The 22,638-nt window shown below is 63.4% G+C and carries 20 protein-coding genes; 9 read left to right on the forward strand and 11 right to left on the reverse strand.

Annotated elements, in window-relative coordinates; genetic code table 11:
- Nucleotides 1–55: 55 nt before the first annotated feature.
- Complete coding sequence (gene algB / locus C3F42_RS16715; protein WP_104444655.1) at nucleotides 56–1,402, forward strand: sigma-54-dependent response regulator transcription factor AlgB; 1,347 nt, start codon at nucleotides 56–58, stop codon at nucleotides 1,400–1,402.
- Entirely contained in the window at nucleotides 1,399–3,177 is a 1,779-nt protein-coding gene (locus tag C3F42_RS16720; RefSeq protein WP_023629395.1) for a KinB sensor domain-containing domain, read from the forward strand. Before algB ends, C3F42_RS16720 begins: the two co-directional genes overlap by 4 nt.
- A 26-nt stretch (nucleotides 3,178–3,203) precedes the next feature.
- Here the strand turns inward: C3F42_RS16720 and C3F42_RS16725 are convergent, their stop codons facing one another.
- The 8 genes from C3F42_RS16725 to C3F42_RS16760 all read right to left on the reverse strand — a co-directional run bounded on the left by C3F42_RS16725 (nucleotide 3,204) and on the right by C3F42_RS16760 (nucleotide 10,982).
- Nucleotides 3,204–4,832 carry an EAL domain-containing protein gene (locus C3F42_RS16725; RefSeq protein ID WP_023629396.1) on the reverse strand — a complete coding sequence of 543 codons (1,629 nt, stop codon included), beginning with the start codon at nucleotides 4,830–4,832 and terminating at the stop codon, nucleotides 3,204–3,206.
- A gap of 101 nt (nucleotides 4,833–4,933) precedes the next feature.
- On the reverse strand, nucleotides 4,934–5,710 hold the full coding sequence (locus C3F42_RS16730; RefSeq protein ID WP_201754954.1) for an N-acetylmuramoyl-L-alanine amidase: 777 nt from the start codon (nucleotides 5,708–5,710) through the stop codon (nucleotides 4,934–4,936).
- A 71-nt stretch (nucleotides 5,711–5,781) separates the two neighbouring features.
- Entirely contained in the window at nucleotides 5,782–6,177 is a 396-nt protein-coding gene (locus C3F42_RS16735; RefSeq protein WP_158659572.1) for a hypothetical protein, read from the reverse strand.
- Between the two features lie 97 nt (nucleotides 6,178–6,274).
- Nucleotides 6,275–8,266: a GGDEF domain-containing protein gene (locus C3F42_RS16740; protein WP_094010790.1), complete on the reverse strand. Its 1,992-nt coding sequence runs from the start codon at nucleotides 8,264–8,266 to the stop codon at nucleotides 6,275–6,277.
- A gap of 96 nt (nucleotides 8,267–8,362) precedes the next feature.
- Nucleotides 8,363–9,217 (reverse strand): endonuclease/exonuclease/phosphatase family protein, encoded by an 855-nt coding sequence (locus tag C3F42_RS16745; RefSeq protein ID WP_023629399.1) that lies wholly within the window; start codon nucleotides 9,215–9,217, stop codon nucleotides 8,363–8,365.
- 12 nt (nucleotides 9,218–9,229) lie between these two features.
- Nucleotides 9,230–9,865, reverse strand: coding sequence for a thiol:disulfide interchange protein DsbA (gene dsbA, locus C3F42_RS16750; RefSeq protein WP_023629400.1), 636 nt, complete (start codon nucleotides 9,863–9,865; stop codon nucleotides 9,230–9,232).
- Nucleotides 9,866–10,030: 165 nt separating this feature from the next.
- The gene (locus tag C3F42_RS16755; RefSeq protein WP_023629401.1) at nucleotides 10,031–10,648 is read right to left on the reverse strand and encodes a cytochrome c; all 618 of its coding nucleotides are present in this window, start codon (nucleotides 10,646–10,648) and stop codon (nucleotides 10,031–10,033) included.
- 31 nt (nucleotides 10,649–10,679) lie between these two features.
- Nucleotides 10,680–10,982, reverse strand: a complete 303-nt coding sequence (locus tag C3F42_RS16760; protein WP_031314666.1) for a cytochrome c5 family protein — start codon at nucleotides 10,980–10,982, stop codon at nucleotides 10,680–10,682.
- Nucleotides 10,983–11,190: 208 nt separating this feature from the next.
- Here C3F42_RS16760 and yihA point away from each other — a divergent pair, with 208 nt between their 5' ends.
- Nucleotides 11,191–11,823 (forward strand): ribosome biogenesis GTP-binding protein YihA/YsxC, encoded by a 633-nt coding sequence (gene yihA, locus C3F42_RS16765; protein WP_023629403.1) that lies wholly within the window; start codon nucleotides 11,191–11,193, stop codon nucleotides 11,821–11,823.
- A gap of 382 nt (nucleotides 11,824–12,205) precedes the next feature.
- Here yihA and polA read toward each other — a convergent pair whose 3' ends face one another.
- Nucleotides 12,206–14,956, reverse strand: coding sequence for a DNA polymerase I (gene polA / locus C3F42_RS16770; RefSeq protein ID WP_094010791.1), 2,751 nt, complete (start codon nucleotides 14,954–14,956; stop codon nucleotides 12,206–12,208).
- A 74-nt stretch (nucleotides 14,957–15,030) separates the two neighbouring features.
- On the opposite strand from polA, the gene C3F42_RS16775 reads away from it, so the two are divergent.
- Both C3F42_RS16775 and C3F42_RS16780 read left to right on the forward strand, forming a co-directional pair.
- A complete protein-coding gene (locus C3F42_RS16775; RefSeq protein WP_023629405.1) occupies nucleotides 15,031–15,318 on the forward strand; it encodes a DUF2782 domain-containing protein in 288 nt (95 codons plus the stop codon).
- Nucleotides 15,319–15,389: 71 nt separating this feature from the next.
- Nucleotides 15,390–16,340, forward strand: coding sequence for a homoserine kinase (locus tag C3F42_RS16780; protein WP_023629406.1), 951 nt, complete (start codon nucleotides 15,390–15,392; stop codon nucleotides 16,338–16,340).
- A gap of 107 nt (nucleotides 16,341–16,447) precedes the next feature.
- Here the strand turns inward: C3F42_RS16780 and C3F42_RS16785 are convergent, their stop codons facing one another.
- Nucleotides 16,448–17,404, reverse strand: coding sequence for a zinc ABC transporter substrate-binding protein (locus tag C3F42_RS16785; RefSeq protein WP_094010792.1), 957 nt, complete (start codon nucleotides 17,402–17,404; stop codon nucleotides 16,448–16,450).
- An 18-nt stretch (nucleotides 17,405–17,422) separates the two neighbouring features.
- Here C3F42_RS16785 and zur point away from each other — a divergent pair, with 18 nt between their 5' ends.
- The 4 genes from zur to C3F42_RS16805 all read left to right on the forward strand — a co-directional run bounded on the left by zur (nucleotide 17,423) and on the right by C3F42_RS16805 (nucleotide 20,290).
- Nucleotides 17,423–17,908 (forward strand): zinc uptake transcriptional repressor Zur, encoded by a 486-nt coding sequence (zur, locus tag C3F42_RS16790; protein WP_046853615.1) that lies wholly within the window; start codon nucleotides 17,423–17,425, stop codon nucleotides 17,906–17,908.
- Entirely contained in the window at nucleotides 17,905–18,678 is a 774-nt protein-coding gene (znuC, locus tag C3F42_RS16795) for a zinc ABC transporter ATP-binding protein ZnuC (RefSeq protein WP_023633007.1), read from the forward strand. Before zur ends, znuC begins: the two co-directional genes overlap by 4 nt.
- The gene (gene znuB / locus C3F42_RS16800) at nucleotides 18,671–19,453 is read left to right on the forward strand and encodes a zinc ABC transporter permease subunit ZnuB (RefSeq protein WP_104444657.1); all 783 of its coding nucleotides are present in this window, start codon (nucleotides 18,671–18,673) and stop codon (nucleotides 19,451–19,453) included. The genes znuC and znuB overlap by 8 nt, the downstream gene beginning before the upstream one ends.
- Nucleotides 19,454–19,582: 129 nt before the next feature.
- Nucleotides 19,583–20,290 carry a PA5502 family lipoprotein gene (locus tag C3F42_RS16805; protein WP_023630229.1) on the forward strand — a complete coding sequence of 236 codons (708 nt, stop codon included), beginning with the start codon at nucleotides 19,583–19,585 and terminating at the stop codon, nucleotides 20,288–20,290.
- Nucleotides 20,291–20,403: 113 nt separating this feature from the next.
- On the opposite strand, the gene katE is transcribed toward C3F42_RS16805, so the two are convergent.
- Nucleotides 20,404–22,548: a catalase HPII gene (gene katE, locus C3F42_RS16810; protein WP_094010795.1), complete on the reverse strand. Its 2,145-nt coding sequence runs from the start codon at nucleotides 22,546–22,548 to the stop codon at nucleotides 20,404–20,406.
- Nucleotides 22,549–22,638 lie beyond the last annotated feature (90 nt).

Genomic DNA, 22,638 nt, shown 5'->3' on the forward strand with positions numbered 1-22,638 from the left:
AACTTGCCCGATTTTTCCGACACTAATTGAGATCAATCCCAAAGGAGCGCAGGAAATGGAATCAGCCCAGGACAACCAAGGCCGCATTCTGCTGGTGGACGATGAGTCCGCCATCCTGCGTACTTTCCGCTACTGCCTTGAGGACGAAGGCTATAGCGTGGCAACCGCCAACAGCGCCGCACAGGCTGAGACTCTGCTGCAACGCCAGGTGTTCGACCTATGCTTCCTCGACCTGCGCCTTGGCGAGGACAATGGCCTGGACGTACTGGCACAGATGCGCATTCAGGCGCCGTGGATGCGGGTGGTCATCGTCACCGCCCATTCCGCCATCGATACCGCGGTTGACGCTATCCAGGCTGGCGCCGCCGATTACCTGGTCAAACCCTGCAGCCCTGACCAACTGCGCCTGGCCACGGCCAAGCAGCTGAAAGTGCGCCAGTTGTCGGCGCGACTGGAGGCACTGGAAGGTGAAGTACGCAAGCCCAAGGACGGGCTGGACTCCCACAGCCCGGCAATGATGGCCGTGCTGGAAACCGCCCGCCAGGTGGCAACCACCGATGCCAACATTCTAATCCTCGGCGAATCCGGTACCGGCAAAGGCGAATTGGCCCGCGCCATCCATGGCTGGAGCAAGCGCGCACGCAAGGCCTGCGTGACCATCAACTGCCCGTCGCTGAATGCTGAGCTGATGGAAAGTGAATTGTTCGGCCACACCCGCGGCGCTTTTACGGGTGCTAGCGAGAGCACCCTGGGACGGGTCAGCCAAGCCGATGGCGGAACGCTGTTCCTCGATGAGATCGGCGATTTTCCTCTCACACTGCAACCGAAGCTGCTGCGTTTCATCCAGGACAAGGAATATGAGCGGGTCGGTGACCCGGTCACGCGCAGGGCGGATGTGCGAATCCTGGCAGCCACCAACCTGAACCTGGACGAAATGGTGCGTGAGAACCGTTTCCGTGAAGACCTGCTGTACAGGCTGAACGTCATCACCTTGCACCTGCCCCCTCTGCGCGAACGCAGCGAAGATATCCTGACCCTGGCCGACCGTTTCCTGGCGCGCTTCGTCAAGGAGTACTCGCGCCCGGCGCGTGGCTTCAGCGAAGAAGCCCGCGCCGCGCTGCTCAACTACCGCTGGCCGGGCAACATCCGTGAACTGCGCAATGTGATCGAGCGCGCCAGCATCATCTGCCCGCAGGAGCGTGTGGAGATCAGCCACCTGGGCATGGCCGAGCAACCCACCGGCAACGCACCCCGTGTCGGCGCGGCGCTGAGCCTGGACGAGTTGGAACGTGCCCATATCGGCGCGGTACTGGCCACCAGCGATACCCTCGACCAAGCCGCCAAGACGCTGGGCATCGACGCCTCCACCCTGTATCGCAAGCGCAAGCAGTACAACCTATGAAATGGCCGATGAAGCTGCGTACGCGACTGTTCCTGAGTATCTCGGCGCTGGTAACCGTGGCCTTGCTGGGGTTGCTGCTCGGGCTGTTCAGCGTGCTGCAGATGGCGGCCCTGCAGCAGCGAGTGGTACAGGACACTACCCAGACCCTGGAACTGGCCCTCAAGCTGCGCCAGAACCTGGGCGAGCAGCTCAACCTCATCCTCGACGAGGACACAGCTCCAAGCAACCTCGTCACACTGCAGGATCAGTTCCAGACACTGCTCAAACAGGGGCTGGAACAAGGTGGCGAGCGTACCGGTTTCAGCAAGGCTGCCAGCAACTACCAGGCATTTGTCCAGGCCTATCGGCAGAGCCCGATGCCCGCTCGCAGCATGGGCGTGGACCAACCCCTCGGCGCTGCTTTCAACCAGGTACGCACCGACCTGCTCGACTCGCACCGCCAGGCTCTGGAACACATTACCCGCAGCGAGGAGACATCGCGCGCGCACGCCTTGCTCATCAGCGGCTTGCTCGGCCTGATGGGCCTTATCGTGCTGGGGCTCGGTTTCATCACCGCGCACAACATCGCGCGCCGCTTTGGCCAGCCGATCGAGGCACTGGCCAAGGCTGCCGATCAGGTCAGCCAAGGCAACTTCGACGTCACCCTGCCGGTGACCCAGGCCACCGAGCTCAATCTGTTGACCCGTCGCTTCGGCCTGATGGCTGACGCTCTGCGCAAGCACCAGGCCACCAATGTCGATGAGCTGCAGGCTGGCCAGCAGCGCCTTCAGGCGGTACTGGACAGCATCGACGATGGCCTGCTGATCATCGACCGTCAAGGGCGCCTGGAGCACCTCAATCCGGTGGCCCAGCGCCAGCTGGGCTGGGACCCAAGCCGCCTGGGCGTGAGCCTGGCCGAAGCCTTGCACCGCCCCGAACTGGAACAACAGCTGCGTCAAGTGCTGCGCGGAGGCAGCCTGGACCGACTGCCTGAAGACCTGAGCCTGGAGGTGGATGAAGAGACCAGGCTGCTGACCTATAGCCTGACCCCGGTCAGCCACCCCGAAGGCCCCATTCTCGGTGCAGTGATGGTGCTGCACGATGTCACCGAACAACGCGCGTTCGAACGGGTACGCAGCGAATTCGTACTGCGTGCTTCCCATGAGCTGCGTACACCCGTCACGGGGATGCACATGGCATTTGGGCTGTTGCGCGAACGTATCAGCTTTCCCCCAGATGCACGGGAGAACGACCTGCTCGAAACCATTGCCGAAGAAATGCAGCGCCTCACTCAATTGATCAACGATCTGCTCAACTTTTCCCGCTATCAAAGCGGTTTGCAGAAACTGGAACTGGCCCCCTGCTCATTGGAGGAACTGTTCGAGCGCGCCCAGGCGCGTTTCATCGAACAAGCCTCGGGCAAGCAGATCGAGATCATCCGCGAGCTGGAGCCACCACTGCCACGCATCCAGGCCGATGTCGCCCAACTCGAGCGCGTGCTGGACAACCTGCTGCACAACGCCATTCGCCACACCGGCTCCGGCGGGCGTATCCGCCTGCATGCAAGGCGGCATGCCGAGCGGGTGATCATCAGCGTCGAGGATAACGGCGAAGGTATCGCTTATGGTCAGCAGGGGCGGATCTTCGAGCCGTTCGTGCAAGTCGGGCGCAAGAAGGGCGGGGCCGGGCTGGGATTGGCGCTGTGCAAAGAGATCGTGCAACTGCATGGCGGGCGGATGGGCGTGTTCTCACGGCCGGGTCAGGGGACACAGTTCTACATGGCACTGCCGGTTTGACCTGTTCACCCTCAACGCGCCCAGCCTCAAGGCTCATCATCGATCCGCCGCCCTGCCACACGCCGCCCACGAGTGATCAACTCGACAAACTGGCGGGCATTCAGCGGATGGGCGAACAGCCAGCCCTGTCCATAGTTAACCCCCTCGCTGTTGAGCAACTGCGCCTGGTCCTCGCACTCGATCCCCTCGGCGATTACCCGCAGGTGCAGGTCGTGGGCCATGCGAATGATGTGCGGCGCCACGCCGCTGCTGGCGGCGTCATGGCCCAAGGCATCGATGAACGACTTGTCAATTTTCAGGCAGTCCACCGGCAGGGTCTGCAAGTAAGCCAAGCTGCAATAGCCCGTGCCGAAATCATCAATCAGCACTTGGTGTCCGACGGCACGCAGTGCTTGCAGATTGTCTCGCGCCACGACTACATCAATCAGGCCACGCTCGGTCACCTCGAAGGCGATCTGGCTGGGTGCAACACGATGGTGCGCCAGTAAGCGCGCCGCCACCCTTCCGATCCGCGGTGCCATGACATCGCAGGCCGCCAGGTTGACCGAGATATAGAGCTGGCGGTTGGCCCGCAGCAACTGGCCCAGTTGCTCCAGGACCCGTTGCAGAACAAAGTCGGTGATCTGTCGAATCTGGCCGGTATTTTCAGCCAGCGGAATGAACAGCTCCGGGCTGGTCAGGCTGCCGTCCGGGCGGCGCCAGCGCACCAGTGCCTCGGCACCGACGCAGCGACGGCTGTCCAGTTCGAAGATCGGCTGGTACAGCACTTGCAGCTCGCCACGGCGCAGCGCATGCTGCAGCTCAGAGCTCATCGAGCGACGTTGCAGGATCAGTTGCAGTACCAGCCAGCCGATGCAGCCGGCCAACACCAGGCTTCCAGGGAACAGCAACCAGAGCAGGCCATTGAGCTTCAATGGCAGGCTCGCCCTCGGCGCGATCAGCACCAACTGGTAGTCCGGGGATTTGGTGGACATGCGATAGACCAGGCGATCAGGCAGCTCGATCAACGATTTGCCCTGGGCGGGCGGCCATTCGGTGGTCGGAGGCCAGGGTTGCGTCGGGCCAAGCACGGGGATGGCACGGGTACCGCGATCGAGCACCACCAGCAAGCTGCCACCGGGCGGCAGGTCGACGACGTCTGTGAGGTGGCCACGGGAGGTGGAGACCACGAAGCGGCCACGGCCCAGCATCAGGGCCGCGAGGTTCTCATTGGGCTCGGTGGTGGTATTGAGCCAGTAGCTGTAGGTCGGCCCTTGGATATCAGGGCTGCGCAAGGGCTCGATGATCCGCTCGTCGCCGCGGTTGGAACAGGCCCGCGTACCTTCCACATAGGACGCTTCGTAGATGAACCGCGACTTCAGCGCCACCTGTTGCAGTTGTGTCAGCATCAATGGATCGCAGCCGCGCAGGGGCTGCGCCTGAAGCTGGTCAACGGCCTCGCGCAACTGGCCGAACACCTGCTCCAGGCGCTCGAGAAAACGCTCGCCCTGGGCATTCATCTGCGCGCTTTCACTTTGTTTCATCTGTTGCAGGGCAACGTTGACGCTGATTGCAAGCAACAGCCCCGCGCTGGCAAGCGCCGCAAGCGCGGCCAACAGCCAGGGACGGTGGAAAAATTGACGCACCGTAGCGAAGAGGGCGGGCATGCGTGGCATCCAGTTGAATACCAAAGGTATAGCAACGGATTTAAAGCTTGGCGCAGCCGCTGGGCGTGTGAATTGGCCCGCTTGCGCGCCAAGCGTCCGAAAAGGTCGGGTCAGCGCTTGCGGTTAAGCACCTGCAACATCGCGGCGGTCTGCGCATCCGGCGTGCCATCGAATAGCCGCGGGCGGAAACGCATCTGGAAGGCCGCGATCACATGCCGGGTAGCTACGTCCAGATCACCGGTCTGGTCGATGGCATAGCCAAACCGCGCCAGCTGCTGCTGGTACCAGCTGATGGTCGGCGGATTGACCTCGAAATAGGCCTGCTGCCGCGCTACAGAAGGCGCATCCGGCCAGACACCCAGGCCGGCCTCGGCCAGACGCTTCCAGGGGAACAACGGGCCCGGGTCGAGCTTGCGCAGCGGGGCGATGTCGCTATGACCGATGATGTGGCGCGGGTCGATGTTGTTGCGCTTGACGATGTCCTTGAGCAAGGCGATCAGCGCTTGCACCTGGGCTTCGCTGTAGGGGTGCCAGACGCGCCCAGTCGGCGTGTCCGTGTAGCCCTCGTTGACGATCTCGATGCCAATGGAGCTTGAATTGAGCCAGGTGCGGCCCTGCCACTGGCTATCCCCGGCGTGCCAGGCGCGGCGGTTTTCGTCCACTAGCTGGTAGACCTTGGCCGGGCCATCTCCGATGAGGTAATGGCTGCTGACCTCGCCATGGGTCAGCAGGGCGAGGGAGCGCTCCAACGACGCGTTGGTGTAGTGCACCACGACGAACTGAATGCGACTGTCCTGATTGGCCGAGGGGTGGCTGCGGTCGATGCGCAGGCCACTGGAACAGCCTGCCAAGGCCAACAGGAGCAGAGCGGTAAAAAGTCTTTTCATTGCGGGGAGCACGTCATTGAGTAGGCGAGACAAGCGCTACAGTATAACGTGCTCTTGCGGCATCGTTGCGTTCAGCGTACGCACAGCACCAGAAATTCCAGCGAGTTGTCAGCGCTGGCGCTTTTCATGTCCACCAACTGGGTCATCACGCTCAGATGCTCGACCAATGGTTTACCGATCACTTTGGCCTGGCCGTGCATCTGCCGGTCGTAGCTGCTGACGTCGATCGACGACACCGAGCAGAAACCTGGAGCCTGATGCACGATATGTGGATTGAGCTTCAGCTTGTACTGGGTGAAGTAGTTGGCCTGCACCTCGCGCTCCACGTGGCTGATCCATTCCGGCCACTGGCGCAGTACCTTGCCGTCTGCTCCCACATGCGCGGTGAAAATCATGTCCTTGCCCGCGGCACTGGCCTGGAAGGCCAGGCCGAGCACGGCCAACATCAACCATCTAGTTACATTCATCCTCAACTCCTTTCACAATCGATCTATCGACGATGCGCTGAAGAGTCAGCGCTGCGAAAAGTGTCGATTGGTCGGGGGGCTGGGGGGCGTTAACTATCTATGCCTGCTCGACACGATTGCGCCCATCGGCCTTGGCTCGATACAGCGCTTCGTCGGCCCGCTTGAGTACCTGGTCGCTACGCTCGCCGGAGCGGAAAGCGCTGATACCGATGGACGTGGTAATCACCACGCGCTCACCCTTGAAATGGAAGGGGCACGCCTCGATCGCCGCACGCAGCGTCTGCGCTACCTGGACAGCCGCCGGCGGCGAGGTCTGCGGCAGCAGCATGACGAATTCCTCACCACCGAAACGGGCGATGAAGTCGCGCCCGCGCAGGCGCTTACGCAGTTGATCGGCAACGATCTTCAGCACCTTGTCGCCTGCCAGGTGACCATAGCCATCGTTGATGCGCTTGAAATGGTCCAGGTCGAGGATGGCCATGGCCAGGTGGCCACCGTTTTCCTGCCAGTCGAGCACCTCGCGCTCGACCTGTTCACTCCAGGCCGCTCGGTTGGGCAGGCCGGTGAGCGGATCGATCATCGCTTTTTGCCGCTGCTCCTCGAGATGCTCACGATAGCCCAGGGCCTCCTGCTCCATGCTCGCCACACGCTCGGCCAAGCCTTGCAGGCGGCTGGCCATATCATGCTCGCGGCGATCGCGCTCGTGCTGGTGATCATCCATCGTCACAAGCAGGCCTTCGAGGCGGCTCTCCAAGATATGCTTGAGGCTGTCAACATCAACAGCCCCCTGCACACTGCTCTGCAAGCCATCAACCTGCTCGCGCAGCTGGCTGTCGAGCTCCCGGGCGGCGAAGCTGTTATCGGCGTGGCCGGCGCTGGCTTCGTGCAGGTGGCTCTGGAAGGTTTCCAGGCGCTCGTTGAGTTGCTGCAGGTAGGCCTCGAACTCGTGCTGGCCGCTGTCGGTAATCGCCAGCATGAGCACGGCCAGGTCATCCAGTACCGGGATCAGCTCGTACCAGTTCAGCCCCCGGGAAACCCGCTCGCGCATCTCCAGGGCCTGTGCCTTATGGCGCTCAGGCAAGCTCAGGTCGTCGAGCAGGCCGATCAGGGTCTGCTCGATATGGGCGGCAACCTGGCTGTAGGGCGGCTCCACCGCATCGGGCAGGGCATAGGGGCCATCATCGCCGGCGTCCAGTTCTGCCACTGTATCCGGCTCAGCCGTTGCGGCTTGCTCCGTCTCGATGACGGTCGATGGCTCGGGTACAGGCTCGGCAACCGGCGGTTCGAGTTCGGGGCGGGGATCGGCAACGACTGACGGCGTGGTTTCAACCAGCGCCGGGCCAGCCAGTTCCACTTGCGCGCCAGCGGGCTCGACGGGCACCGTTTCATTCACGGCCTGTGCCGCCTCGGGCAAGGCTTGAGGCGCAGGTTCCAGGGCGTGCAGCTCGTCGACATCCCCAGGGTGTGGCTCAGCTGCGATGCCTGGGCCTGCAGCGGCCGGCTGCGGCGCAGGCGATGCCGCCTCGACCGCAACGGGTGCGGGCGTCAATTCGCCCATGGGCTCGTCACGGCCCCCGAACAGGCGCTGCAGGAACCCAGGACGGGTTTCATCATCGGGCTTTTGCACGGCGTTGAGGGCGCGCCCCTGCAAACCACTGAGCTCGCCCAGCAAGGGCGGCAACTCCCGGGACTGGCTGACGCCACCGTCGAGCTTTTTCGCCAGTTTTTTCAACGGACGGGCCACATCGCCCGGCAGCGGCAAGGTCTGCAACTGGGTAACCAGCGCGGTCAGCGCCTCGCTGACCTGATTCATGCGGGTTTCGCGGCGCTGCTCGGAGTCGAGCACGGCTTTTTCCAGGCGCGGAATCAACCCAGCGAGGCCGGCGTCCATGTTGTCGCTGCGGATGACCTCGCGCATCTCCTTCATGCACTGGTCAACGGTCTTGTCGCTCCCTTCGGCCGCCAGGGTGCTGCGCACCAGGCCACGACGCAGCAAGTCGAGACGGGCTTCCCAGCGCCGCTCGAGCTTTTCCTGCTGCTCGATGCTCTTGAGGTATTTTTCTTTCCAGCGCTCGGCTTCTTCGGTCATGCCTGGATCCGCAACGGGTAGTGGCATCTAGTCCTGCAATCACTGGATTTCGGCGGAAAAGCCCAACACTTGAGTGCAGGATTCGCCCAGGCAGGACTAACTCAGGACCGGCAGGGTATCCACAGTCAGGGCGTCAGGCAATCGGATCTCGACGGCGACGGGCAGGTGATCGGAAATTGGCTGTGCCAGCACCTCGACGCGCTCCAGTGTAAGACTCGGGCTGAGCAGGATGTGGTCAAGACAGCGTTGGGGGCGCCAGCTGGGAAAAGTGGCCTCGACCTGGGGCGCGATGAGACCTAGATCACGCAAGGGCGAATGATCGAGCAGGTCGTTGGCGTGGGTGTTCATGTCACCCATGAGGATCTGGTGACGATAGCCGCCGATCAGCTCGCGGATGTAGGCCAGCTGCCGGGCGCGCGTCTTGGAGCCGAGCGCCAGGTGCATCATCACCACGATCAGGGCGTCGGCACCTTCGCCGAAACGCACGAGGATCGCCCCTCGCCCAGACGGGCCAGGCAGGGGATGGTCTTCCAGGTGCTGGGGCTTCAGACGGCTGAGCACGCCGTTGCTGTGCTGGGCGAAACGCCCCAGATTGCGGTTGAGCTGCTGGTACCAATAGGGGAAGGCCCCCAGTTGGGCGAGATGCTCCACCTGGTTGACGAAGCCGGAGCGCAGGCTGCCTCCGTCGGCTTCCTGCAAGGCCACCAGGTCGAAGTCGTTGAGCAGGTCACCGATCTTCTGCAGGTTACCGGCGCGCCCGTTGTGCGGCAGCAGGTGTTGCCAACTGCGGGTCACGTAGTGGCGGTAGCGCTCGGTACTGATACCGACCTGGATATTGAAACTGAGCAGCCGCAGGCGACCATCGGCCGGCAGGCCGCTGGCCTGCAGGTGATGTTCGTTGACCTGCGGCTGGTGCAGGCCGACGCTTCGGGTTGAGCGAAAGCGGCCCATGGCATTCGCCGCTTACTTAGCGGCGCGCTCCTTGGCGATCAGCTGGTCGGCGACGTTCAGCACGCCTTCCGGACCACCGGCAGTGCCCAGGTCGAAGCGATACTTGCCGTTGACGACCATGCTCGGAACGCCGGTGATTTCGTACTTCTTGGCCAGTTCCTTGGCCTGGTTGACCTGGCCCTTGATGGCGAAGGAGTTGAAGGTGGCCAGGAACTTGTCCTTGTCCACGCCCTGAGTGGCCAGGAAGTCGGCCATGTCGTTCGGGTCAGTCAGGCGCTTGCGCTGATTCTGGATGGCGTCGAATACCGCGGCGTGAACCTTGTGCTCCACGCCCATGGCTTCGAGGGTCAGGAACATCTGGCCATGGGCATCCCATGGGCCGCCGAACATCGCCGGGATGCGTTTGAAGTTGACGTCCTTCGGCAGTTTTTCAGCCCAGGGGTTTATGACCGGTTCGAAGTGGTAGCAGTGCGGGCAGCCGTACCAGAACAGCTCGACGACTTCGATCTTGCCAGGCACCGACACCTGAACGGGGTTGCTCAGCTCGATATATTCCTTACCAGCGGTTGCAGGCTCCGCAGCCTGTACGGCGGCCATACCGAACACGCTGGCGGCGACCAGCGCGGCGCTGAGAATCAGTTTACGCATGCTTTACTCCTGAGCAGTCTTTGGTCGCCTCGACGCGACCTGTGTAGGACAGGTCGGGAAGGGCTCGAGTTCTGTAGTGTAACGGCTACGGACAGAAAAAAGGGCAGCGTGGGCTGCCCTTTTCATCTTTAGCGCTGAAGCATTAACCGAGTGTTAACGCGTAATTCAGTGCAGGCCCTGGATGTAGCTGGACAGCGCTTCGATGTCCTTGTTGCTGAGCTTGCCGGCGATGGTGCGCATGGTCATGGCGTCGCCGTCGTTGGTGCGGTTGCCTTCGCGGAAGTCGGTCAGCTGCTTGCTGACGTACTGCGCGTGCTGGCCGCTGAGGTGCGGGAACTTCGCCAGGGCGATGCCTGCACCATTGGGGGAGTGACAACCGGTGCAGGCCGGCATGCCTTTCTCCAGGTTGCCGCCGTTGAACAAGGCACGACCATGCTCGACGAGCTTCGGATCGGCGGCACCTACGCTGCCTTTCTGGCTGGCGAAGTAAGCGGCGATGTCGGCCAGGTCCTGGTCGTTGAAATTGGCCAGCATGCCGGTCATCTCAAGCACGGTACGCTTGCCGTCCTTGATGTCGTGCAGCTGCTTGTTCAGGTAGGGCTCACCTTGGCCGGCGAGTTTCGGGAAGTTCGGTGCCAGGCTGTTGCCGTCCGGGTTGTGACAGGCCCCACAGACAGCTGTCTTGGCCTGGCCGGCGGCGGCATCGCCTTTGATGGGTCCTGCAGCAGTTGCCGCACCTGCGACCCCCATGGTCAACAGCAGACTCACGACTAGTTTGTTCATCAGCTAATCCAACACGGCTAAGGGTGAAATGTTATGTATCGGGACTGCCGCTCATCCAAAGGATGACCAAACGGTAGTCCTCGGCACTGCAGTCCATGCACAATCCACGCGGCGGCATAGCCTTGAAACCCTGTGTAACATGCACCACCAGTTGCGCCATGCCTTGCGCCAGTCTTGGCTCCCAGGCCGCCCGGTCACCGCTTCTGGGTGCCTGGGGCAGTTGTCCGGCGTGACAGGCCGCGCACGTGCGGTTGTACAACGCCTCGGGATCCTGTGTAGCCTGTGCGCTGAAAAACGGCAGGAACATACCGACAGCAAGCAGCCATTTCGCCATGCGGAACGACCTGACAGGGTTGGGGGCCGCGCTGCGTTCTGTTGCGCGAGCTATTGTTCGACACCCCATGCTCAATTGCCTTCGCTGGGCGAATGAGCACACAAAAACTGGGGCATTATATACTTCCGCCAGCCAAACGGAAACGACACCGCTTGCCAGGCCTGGTCCTACGCCTCCAGCGCTGGGCAACACCCACATCGGAAATCCCATGCAAGTCAAGAACCCCATCCTCGGCCTCTGCCAGAAAGCCAAATTCGCCCTCAGCGCCGCCAAGGTCGAACAATGCCCCGAAGACCAGGGTTACGAGGTGGCTTTCGCCGGCCGTTCCAACGCCGGTAAATCCAGCGCCCTCAACACCCTGACCCACGCCAGCCTGGCGCGTACCTCGAAGACCCCCGGCCGCACCCAGCTGCTGAATTTCTTCAGTCTGGACGATGAACGGCGTTTGGTCGACCTGCCGGGCTACGGTTATGCAAAAGTGCCGATTCCGCTCAAGCAGCACTGGCAGAAACACCTGGAGGCCTACCTGGGCAGCCGCGAGTGCCTGCGCGGGATCATCCTGATGATGGACACCCGCCATCCGATGACCGACTTCGACAAGATGATGCTCGACTGGGCCAAGGCCAGCGGCATGCCGATGCACATCCTGCTGACCAAGGCCGACAAGCTGACCCACGGCGCGGGCAAGAACACCTTGCTCAAGGTGCAGTCGGAGATTCGCAAGGGCTGGGGCGACACCGCGACCATCCAGCTGTTCTCGGCGCCCAAGCGCCTGGGCCTGGAAGAGGCCTATCGCGTGCTGGCGGACTGGATGGAGCTGGAAGACAAGCCGGCTGTCTGAGGTCGAGTGAGGCTTTCGTGGTAGCGGGCTTGCCCCGCGATGGCCCTGTCGCAGGGCCAACCCGCGCCCACCAGCCCAGGCAGGCATGACGCCGAATTCCGGGCAAAAAAAACCCCGGACTTCGTATGGGGAGGGGGAAGTTCGGGGTCCAAGTCCGGACCGCTAGGGCGGGGTCCAGATATCTGCCAACACTTAACACAACATAGGAGCATCGAAAGGCTTCACCAGCCATTCAGTACCTCTGAGTGGCGGTTCACCGGTTTAGTTCCGAGCCCCTGGAAACTATTTGCGATAGTTTCATGAAACTCTCGATCTAAAGCCCGAGGCCTGCACCGGATCCGCGACACTACGCCGCAGATCCTACACAGCTTTCACACGGCGTTTAGTGAGCTTCGTCCCAATTCGAGCCAACGCCCGCTTCCACCAGCAACGGCACGTCCAGTTGCGCCGCGCCGCTCATGTGGACCCGAATCTCGGCTTTCACCTGTTCGACCAGGTCTTCGCGCACCTCGAGCACCAGTTCGTCGTGCACCTGCAGGATCACCCGCGCATCCAGCCCGCTCTCGGCCAGCCAGTTGTCCACCGCCACCATGGCGCGCTTGATGATGTCCGCCGCAGTGCCCTGCATCGGCGCGTTGATCGCGGTGCGCTCGGCGCCTTTGCGCAAGGCCGGGTTCTTGGCGTTGATGTCCGGCAGGTACAGACGACGCCCGAACAGGGTCTCGACGAAGCCCTTTTCAGCGGCCTGGGCGCGGGTGCGCTCCATATAGGCCAGCACGCCTGGGTAACGGGCGAAATAACGGTCGATGTAGTCCTGCGATTGCTTGCGATCGACGCCGATCTGCTTGGCCAGACCGAAAGCGCTCATGCCATAGATCAGCCCAAAGTTGATCGCCTTGGCGCTGCGGCGCTGGTCGGTGGTGACGTCCTCGAGAGCGACGCCGAATACCTCTGCAGCGGTGGCGCGGTGCACGTCCAGGTCGTTGCGGAAGGCGTGCAGCAGCCCTTCGTCCTTGGCCAGGTGGGCCATGATGCGCAGCTCGATCTGCGAATAGTCCGCCGCCAGCAATTTGTAGCCGGGGCTGGCAACGAAAGCCTGGCGAATGCGCCGGCCCTCGGCGGTGCGGATCGGGATGTTTTGCAGGTTCGGGTCGCTGGACGACAGGCGACCGGTGGCAGCCACCGCTTGCTGGTACGAGGTATGGATGCGGCCGGTACGCGGGTTGATCTGCCCCGGCAGCTTGTCGGTGTAGGTGCTCTTTAGCTTGCTCAGGCTGCGGTACTGCATCAGCACCTTGGGCAGCGGGTAGCCCTGTTCGGCCAGGTCATCCAGGACCGCCTCGGCGGTGGACGGCTGGCCCTTGGCGGTCTTGCTCAGCACCGGCATGCCCAGCTTGTCGTAGAGGATCGCGCCGAGCTGCTTGGGCGAGCCCAGGTTGAATTCCTCGCCAGCCAGCGCATACGCCTCACGCTCCAGCTCGACCAGCTTCGCCCCCAGCTCGCCACTCTGCACGCCGAGCAGACTGGCGTCGACCAGTGCGCCCTGGCGCTCGATCTTCGCCAGCACCGGCACCAGCGGCATCTCGATATCCATCAGCACCGGCAGCACGCTGGGCGTCTGGGCCAGGCGCGCCTGCAGCGCATGGTGCAGACGCAGGGTGATATCGGCATCCTCGGCGGCGTAGGGGCCAGCCTTGTCCAGTGGGATCTGATTGAAGGTCAGCTGCTTGGCGCCCTTGCCGGCGATATCCTCGAAGCCGATGGTGGTGTGGTCCAGGTACTTCTGCGCCAAGCTATCCATGTCGTGACGGGTGGCCGTGGAGTCGAGCACGTAGGACTCGAGCATGGTGTCGTAGGCCACGCCGCGCATGTGGATGGCCGGGCTGCCATTGGCCAGGATGTTGATGTCGTACTTGGCGTTCTGGCCGATCTTGCCCTTGGCCGGATCCTCCAGCAGCGGTTTGAGCGCCAGCAGCACGCGCTCGCGGTCCAGCTGGGCCGGAGCGCCTTCGTAGTCGTGAGTCAGGGGCACATAGGCGGCTTCATGGGGCTCGACGGCGAACGACAGGCCGACGATCTGTGCCTGCTGGGCATCCAGGCCAGTGGTTTCCGTATCGAAGGCGAACAGCGGCGCCTGACGCAGCTTTTCCAGCCAGGCGTCGAAGCGAGCCTGGTCGAGGATGGTTTCGTACTTTGGCTCGACCTTCTCGCCCACAGGAGCCTCGGCGGCAGCGACGCCATCACCGGCCTGGGGAGCGCTGCGCTGGACTTCGGCAACCCAGCTCTTGAACTCCATCTCGGCGTACAGCGCCAGCAGTGCTTCACGGTCCGGCTCGCCGCAGACCAGGGCGTCCACCTCGATATCCAGCTCGACATCGCACTTGATGGTGGCCAGCTCGTAGGAGAGGAAGGCCGCGTCGCGGTGCTCTTCAAGCTTGGCGGCGAGGGTCTTGGCGCCACGAATGGCCAAGCCCGGCACCTTGTCCAGGTTCTGGTACACATCGCTCAGGCCACCACCGATACCGGTCAACAAGCCGACTGCGGTCTTCTCGCCAACGCCCGGCACGCCGGGAATGTTGTCGACCTTGTCGCCCATCAGGGCGAGAAAATCGATGATGTGTTCGGGACCTACGCCAAACTTCTCGTGCACGCCAGCGACGTCGAGCACGCTCCCGGTCATGGTATTGACGAGGGTAACGTGGCCGTCCACCAGCTGGGCCATGTCCTTGTCGCCGGTCGAGATGATCACCGGGCGGCCGGCGGCGGCGCTGCTGCGCGCCAGGGTGCCGATCACGTCGTCGGCCTCCACGCCTTCGACGCACAGCAGCGGGTAGCCCAGGGCGCGGACGCTGGCGTGCAGCGGTTCCACCTGCACCCGCAGGTCGTCGGGCATGCTCGGGCGGTTGGCCTTGTACTCGGCGAACATGGCATCGCGGAAGGTCCCGCCCTTGGCATCGAAGACCACTGCGAACAGGCTGTCCGGATACTGCTTGCGCAGGCTCTTGAGCATGTTCAGCACGCCCTTGACCGCGCCGGTGGGCATGCCTTTGGAGGTGGTCAGCGGCGGCAGCGCGTGAAAGGCGCGGTAGAGGTAGGACGAACCGTCCACCAGGACGAGGGGCGCTTGGCTCATGAGGAGAATCAACCTTTTCGACGGGTCCGGCGCTAGAATAACCGGATCAATGACGACAAAAGGACTAGGTTATCATGCGCACACTCAATCGCCTGTTACTGCTCGGTCTGCTGGCCACCATGCCAGTCGTCACCCAGGCGGCGGACGAAGCCCCATCGGCCGATCCCGATGTAACCATTCGCACGGAAGGCGATAAGACCATCCAGGAGTACCGTCAAAACGGCTTCCTGTATGCGATCAAGATCACGCCGAAGAACGGCAAACCTTATTTCCTGGTACGCGCCGATGGCTCCGAAGGCAATTTCATTCGTTCCGACCAGCCGGATATGCTGATTCCGTCCTGGAAGATCTTCGAGTGGTGAGCTAGTAACGCGTATCGTTCTTATCAACCAGGCACTTCCGGCGGAAGTGCCCGCATGGGCAATTCTTCAACATGTCAGTCTTCACCCCTGTGTCCCGGCCTGAGCTGGAAACCTTTCTGGCGCCATACGAGCTGGGCCGCCTGCTCGACTTCCAGGGCATCGCCGCCGGTACCGAGAACAGCAATTTCTTCGTCAGCCTGGAAAAAGGGGAGTTCGTCCTCACACTGATCGAGCGTGGGCCGGCTGAAGACATGCCGTTCTTCATCGAACTGCTCGACGTGCTGCACGATGCCGACATGCCCGTGCCCTATGCCCTGCGCGACCGCGAAGGGCATGGCCTGCGCGAACTGTGCGGCAAGCCTGCGCTGCTGCAACCGCGACTGTCGGGCAAGCACATCAAGCTGCCGAACAACCAGCACTGTGCCCAGGTCGGCGAGCTGCTGGCGCACATTCACTTGGCCACCCGCGAGCGCATCATCGAGCGCCGCACCGACCGGGGCCTGGACTGGATGCTGGAATCGGGCGCCGAACTGCTGCCGAGCCTGAACCAGGAGCAAACCGCGCTGCTGCAACCGGCGCTGGCGGAAATCACCGCGCACAAGCCGCAGATCCTCGCCCTGCCCAAGGCCAACCTGCACGCCGACCTGTTCCGTGACAACGTGATGTTCGAAGGCACTCACCTGACCGGGCTGATCGACTTCTACAACGCCTGCTCCGGGCCAATGCTATATGACATCGCCATCACCGTGAACGACTGGTGCCTGGACGAACAGGGGGGTATCGACCTGCCGCGGGCCCAGGCCTTGCTGGGCGCCTACGCGGCACTGCGACCGTTCACCGCTGCTGAAGCGGAGCTGTGGCCGGTGATGCTGCGGGTGGCTTGCGTGCGCTTCTGGCTTTCGCGCCTGATCGCGGCGCAGGCGTTCGCCGGGATGGACGTGATGATCCATGACCCCAGCGAGTTCGAAGTGCGTTTGGCGCAACGCCAGCAGGTGGCGCTGAAGCTGCCGTTCGCGCTCTGATAGACAATCGCGGCATTTGTGGGAGCGGCGATGCGGCGACCCGACTTGCCCCGCGATAGGCAAGTCGGGTCGCGGCATCGCCGCTCCCACCTGGCCCGCCTACAGCCTCAGAGCTGTTCCAGGCACCCGGCCAAATCACCACCGAGCTTCTCCAGCAAGCGCTCATAGCCCTTGTCATCCACCTTGTCGCCGCCACCCAGCGCATCCAACTCGGCCAACCGCACCGGCAACCCGGCCGTCAGCGTCTCGGCCAGGCGCGGCCTCAGCGGCGGCTCGCTGAACACGCAGGTCTTGCCCACCGCCTGCAAGCGCTTGCGCATGGCGGCGACGTGCTGCGCGCCCGGCTGCACCTCGGAGGCCACGCTGAACACGCCGGTGTGCTTCAGGCCATAGGCGGCCTCGAAGTAGTCGAACGCCTCGTGAAACACGAAGTAAGGCTTGCCGGCGATCCCCGCCACACGCTGCTTGATGCGCGCATCAAGGGCATCCAGGCGCTCGACGAACTGCTTGAGGTTGGCCTGGTAGCGCGGGGCATTGGCCGGGTCGGCCGCTGCCAGGTCGCCGGCCATCTTCGTCGCGATCACCCGGGCATTCAGCGACGACAGCCACAGGTGTGCATCGAGGCTGCCCGGGCGGTGGTCGTGGTCATGATCGTCGTGGTCTTCCTCGTCATGGGAGTGGCTGTCCTCGCCGAAATGACGCAACTGCATGCCCGGCAGCGACTGCACGGCCACGGTCGGCTTGGCGCGGCTCTTCAGCACGCGGGGCAGGAAACCTTCCATGTCCGGGCCGATCCAGTACAGCAGGTCGGCATCGGCGACCTTGCGCACGTCGGAGGGGCGCAGTGCGTAGTTGTGCGGAGAGGCGCCCGGCGGCAGGAGCACATCGGGGCTGCCGACACCGTCCTGGACGGCGGCGGCGATCTGCTGCAGGGGCTTGATGCTGGTCAGCACACGCACGTCGGCGTGCGCCGAAAAAGCGATGAAAGCGACAAAGAGGGCAAGGATTCGGGACACGGTGGATACTCGGGTCGTCAGAAACAGGTAACATAATAACGTCTCCATCCTGAACCGTCGCTGCCCATGTCCATCACGCCGCTGGCCCACCGTCCCCACGATCACTCCCATTGCGTCCACAGTGCGCTGGCCGAGGCCGACGCGCTGTGCAACCGTCAGGGCCTGCGCCTGACCGCCTTGCGCCGCCGCGTGCTGGAGCTGGTGTGGCAGAGCCACAAGCCGCTGGGCGCCTACGATATCCTCGCCGTGCTCAGCGAACAGGACGGCCGCCGCGCTGCGCCACCGACCGTCTATCGCGCCCTGGACTTCCTTCTGGAAAACGGCCTGGTGCACCGCATCGCCTCGCTCAATGCCTTTATCGGCTGCAGCCATCCCGAGCACGCGCACCAGGGACAGTTCCTCATCTGCCGCGAATGTCACGTGGCCATCGAGCTGGAGCAGAACAGCATCAGCGACGCCATCGTCAGCAGCGCCAATGCCGTGGGTTTCGCGGTCGAGACGCAAACCGTCGAAGTGGTCGGCCTGTGCGGCAACTGCCGGGGCAAGGCATGAGCGATGCCCTGATCCGCCTCGAGCAGGTCGGCGTCAGCTTCGCTGGCGAAGCGGTGCTCGACAGCATCGACCTGGCGGTGGCGCCGGGCCAGATCGTTACCCTGATCGGTCCCAACGGCGCCGGCAAGACCACCCTGGTGCGCGCCGTGCTGGGTCTGCTCAAGCCGCATCGCGGCAAGGTGTGGCGCAAGCCCAGGCTGCGCATCGGCTATATGCCGCAGAAGATCCAGGTAGACGCCACATTGCCCTTGTCGGTGCTGCGCTTCCTGCGCCTGGTGCCCGGTGTAGACCGTGCGGCAGCCTTGGCGGCGTTGCAGGAAGTCGGCGCCGAGCAAGTGATCGACAGCCCGATCCAGACCATCTCCGGTGGCGAGATGCAGCGCGTGCTGCTGGCCCGCGCGCTGCTGCGCGAGCCCGAGCTGCTGGTACTCGACGAACCGGTGCAGGGGGTCGACGTGGTTGGCCAGACCGAGCTGTACAACCTGATCACCCGCCTGCGCGACCGCCACGGCTGCGGCGTGCTGATGGTCAGCCACGACTTGCACCTGGTCATGAGTGCCACCGACCAGGTGGTCTGCCTCAACCGCCACGTGTGCTGCTCGGGCCACCCGGAGCAGGTCAGCAACGATCCGGCCTTCGTCGAGCTGTTCGGCCAGAACGCCCCGAGCCTGGCCATCTACCACCACCATCACGATCACAGCCACGACCTGCACGGTTCGGTTATCGCCCCCGGCGCCCATGTTCACGGAGAGCACTGCAAGCATGGCTGATTTTCTTCTCTACGCCCTGCTTGCCGGTGTATCGCTGGCGCTGGTCGCCGGCCCCCTGGGCTCGTTCGTGGTGTGGCGGCGCATGGCCTATTTCGGCGACACCCTTTCCCATGCCGCGCTGCTCGGCGTGGCCCTGGGCTTCGCCCTGGATGTCAGCCCGGCGCTGGCAGTGACCGTTGGCTGCCTGCTGCTGGCGATCCTGCTGGTGACCCTGCAGCAGCGCCAGCCCCTGGCCTCGGACACCCTGCTCGGCATCCTCGCCCCCAGCACGCTGTCGCTGGGGCTGGTGGTGCTGAGCTTCATGCACGATGTGCGCATCGACCTGATGGCCTACCTGTTCGGCGACCTGTTGGCGATCAGCCCAACCGACCTGGCCTGGATCCTCGGTGGCAGCACCTTGGTGCTGGTGCTGCTGGCGATGTTCTGGCGCCCCTTGTTGGCGGTGACCGTGCACGAGGAACTGGCGATGGTCGAAGGCTTGCCGGTGACCGGCCTGCGCCTGGCGCTGATGCTGCTGATCGCCGTGGTGATTGCGGTGGCGATGAAGATAGTCGGTGTGCTGCTGATCACCTCGCTGCTGATCATCCCGGCCGCCGCGGCACAGCGTCACGCCCGCTCACCGGAGCAGATGGCCCTGGGCGCCAGTCTGCTGGGGGTTGCCGCGGTCTGCGGGGGTCTGGCGCTGTCCTGGTTCAAGGACACCCCGGCCGGGCCTTCGATCGTGGTCTGTGCGGCAGTGCTATTCTTGCTGAGCCTGGCGTTGCCGAAACGCTGAATTTTCAGGGTGCGCGCAGGCGCATCCTGCAACCTTTTCGCAGCTTTCGAGTCTGAGAAGACCTGTTTTCGAGCGTGCGCACCTGGGTGTAGACTTGCTCGCTTTTTGCGCAAATAGAGAGTCGCAGGAATGAAGCCGTTCGCCTCACGTTATCTGCTTGTTGCCGCGTTTTCCCTGTTCCTGGCTGCCTGCTCCAGCAAGCCAGCCGAACAGCCGGTGGCGCCTGCCCAGCCCGATGCCTGGCAGCAGCTCGAGCAAAGCATCGCCAGCAACGAGCTGGCCACCGCCGAAGATCAACTGGTCGCCTTGCAGGGCCAGGCGCCGGATGATGCCCGCCTCGAACCGCATCAGCGTCAGCTGGCCGAGGCCTACCTGCGCCGTAGCCAGATCGTCCTGCAGAAGGGCGATGTGAATGCCGCTGCCACGGCATTGGCCCGCGCCCGCGCGCTGATGCCGCAAGCCCCGGCCCTGACCGGCGGCGATGCCGTGGCCCAGGCCCGCAAGGCCGAACTGGAAAAGGCCGAAGCGGCGCTCAAGGCTGCCGAGTCCAAGCCCAAGGCCCGGGTGATCGACCCCACCGCGCCGACCACCGTCGTGGCACTTAAAACCACCGATAGCCGCGCCATGCGTCGCCAACTGGACGATATCGCGGCGGACGTGGTGAGTTATCAGTGCGAGGTAGTGTTCCAGGTGCCGCGCACCGAGGATGCGCCTTGGCTCAAGACCCTTCTGCAGAAGCGGGTGCGCAAGCTCGACAGTGGATTCGAGCTGAAGCAGAAGCATGAGATCCAGCGTTCATTGCCGGCGCAGGTGGTGTTGATTCCCCATCAGCAATAAACCTGTCCGGGCCTCATCGCCGACAAGCCGGCTCCCACAGGGAACGCCTACAATCTGTGGGAGCCGGCTTGTCGTGGACGAACCGCGGCGATAGGCTGCAGAGCAGCCCCCGATTAAGCAGGAATAGCTTCGGCAGCCGCCTCCCGCGCCCACACCCGGTGCCCCTCGACTGCCTTGAAGAAGGCCTCGAACGCCTTCTGGTCATCGCCCAGTAGCAGCCCCGCATCCTCCTTGAGCCCCAGCTTGTTCAGCAGCAGCTTGCCTTCACTGGCTACGCCCATGGGCTTGAGATGCTTGTAAGCCTCGAGCAGGAAGTGCTTGGCCACGCCGCTGTTTTCCAGCGCCTCCAGCGAAGCCTTGCCCGCCGGCACCCACACGCCGTCGAACATCACCGACGGCATGCCCTCCATCGACGCATCCACCGGCAGTTGCTTGCCACCGGCAGTCTTGACCGGTGCCGAGGTCGGCCCCAGCAGCATCGGACGCGCACGCTGTGCCTCCAGCGCCTTGACCACCTTGTCGACGCTCGTATCGTCCACGCCGTCAGCCATCAGGATGGCAATCTTGCGTCCACTGATACCGATGTCACCGGGGTGATTCATCTGGCTCAGTGCCTCGGATTGCGCCGGCTTGCTGGCCTTGACCGTAACCGTCCCGGCCTTCGGCGCGGGCAAGCCGAGGTTGGCCGCCACGGCAGCTGCCAGCTTGAGGTCGATATTGGCCAGGATCTCGTTCACCTCCCGCGCCCGGATCGTCTCGCGCTCCACCTTGCCCAGCTCGAAGCTGTAGGCCTTGATGATGTGCTGCTGCTCGGTGGGGCTCATGCTCTGGAAGAAAAGCCGCGCCTGGGAGAAATGATCGCCGAACGACTCGCTGCGCTGGCGGATCTTATGAGCGTCGATGCGCTCTTGATAACTTTCGAAACCGCCATCCTGCGCGGCGGGGGGCGTTTCCTTCGGCCAGCCGCCATCGATCGAGTTGGGCTCGTAGGACGCCCGACCCTTGTCGATGGTCATTCGATGCATCGCATCGCGCTGGCCGCTGTGGTTGGGCGCAACAGGACGGTTGATCGGGATCTCATGGAAGTTCGGCCCACCCAGACGGCTGATCTGGGTATCGGTGTAAGAAAACAGCCGGCCCTGCAATAACGGATCGTTGCTGAAATCGATGCCCGGCACGATATGCCCGGGGCAGAAGGCGATCTGCTCCACCTCGGCAAAGAAGTTGTCTGGGTTGCGGTCGAGGACCATCTTGCCCAGCGGGGTTACCGGCACCAGCTCCTCTGGAATGATCTTGGTCGGGTCGAGCAAGTCGAAGTCGAACTTGTGCTCGTCGGCCTCCGGCACAATCTGCACGCCCAGCTCCCATTCCGGGTAATGACCGGTCTCGATCGCTTCCCACAGGTCGCGGCGGTGGTAGTCGGTGTCCTTGCCGGCAAGCTTCTGGGCTTCGTCCCACAGCACAGAGTGCACGCCCTGGCGCGGCTTCCAGTGGAACTTGACGAAGCTGGCCACGCCTTGGGCATTGATCAACCGGAAGGTATGCACGCCAAAGCCTTCCATCATGCGCAGGCTGCGCGGAATGGCCCGGTCGGACATCGCCCACATGACCATGTGCGCGGATTCCGGCACCAGCGAAACGAAGTCCCAGAAGGTGTCGTGGGCAGAGCCACCGGTGGGCATCTCGTTGTGCGGTTCGGGTTTGACCGCGTGGACGAAGTCGGGGAACTTGATCGCGTCCTGGATGAAGAACACCGGCATGTTGTTGCCGACCAGATCGAAGTTGCCTTCATCGGTGTAGAACTTCACCGCAAAGCCGCGCACGTCGCGCACCGTGTCGCCCGACCCGCGTGGACCCTGCACGGTGGAAAAGCGCACGAACACCGGGGTGATTTTCTCGGGATCTTGCAGGAAACCGGCCTTGGTCAGTTCGGCATGGCAGCCGTAGCTCTGGAAGTAGCCATGGGCGCCGGTCCCGCGGGCATGGACGATGCGCTCGGGTATGCGCTCATGGTCGAAGTGGGTGATCTTCTCGCGCATGATGAAGTCTTCGAGCAGCGAAGGCCCGCGAGCTCCAGCCTTAAGGCTGTTCTGGTTGTCGGCGATCTTCACCCCCTGGTTGGTACGCAACGCCTGGCCGCTGGCGTCACTGCGAAACGCTTCCAAGCTCTGCAGTTTGGCGTTGGTGTTGGCCTTGTCCGGGGTGTCGGTGCCGGCGACCGTGCTCGGCTGCGGCGCCAGGGGCTTCTTGCTGGGCATCTTCGGCTCTCCTCATCAGTCTTCAGGCTGCCCATTCGGGCTAGTTGAAGTAGTGACTGGGCCGCCCTTGAATGCGTTCAATCGGATTGC

Origin of the sequence: Pseudomonas sp. PONIH3 (genome assembly GCF_002934345.1) — a bacterium.
Classification (GTDB): domain Bacteria; phylum Pseudomonadota; class Gammaproteobacteria; order Pseudomonadales; family Pseudomonadaceae; genus Aquipseudomonas; species Aquipseudomonas soli.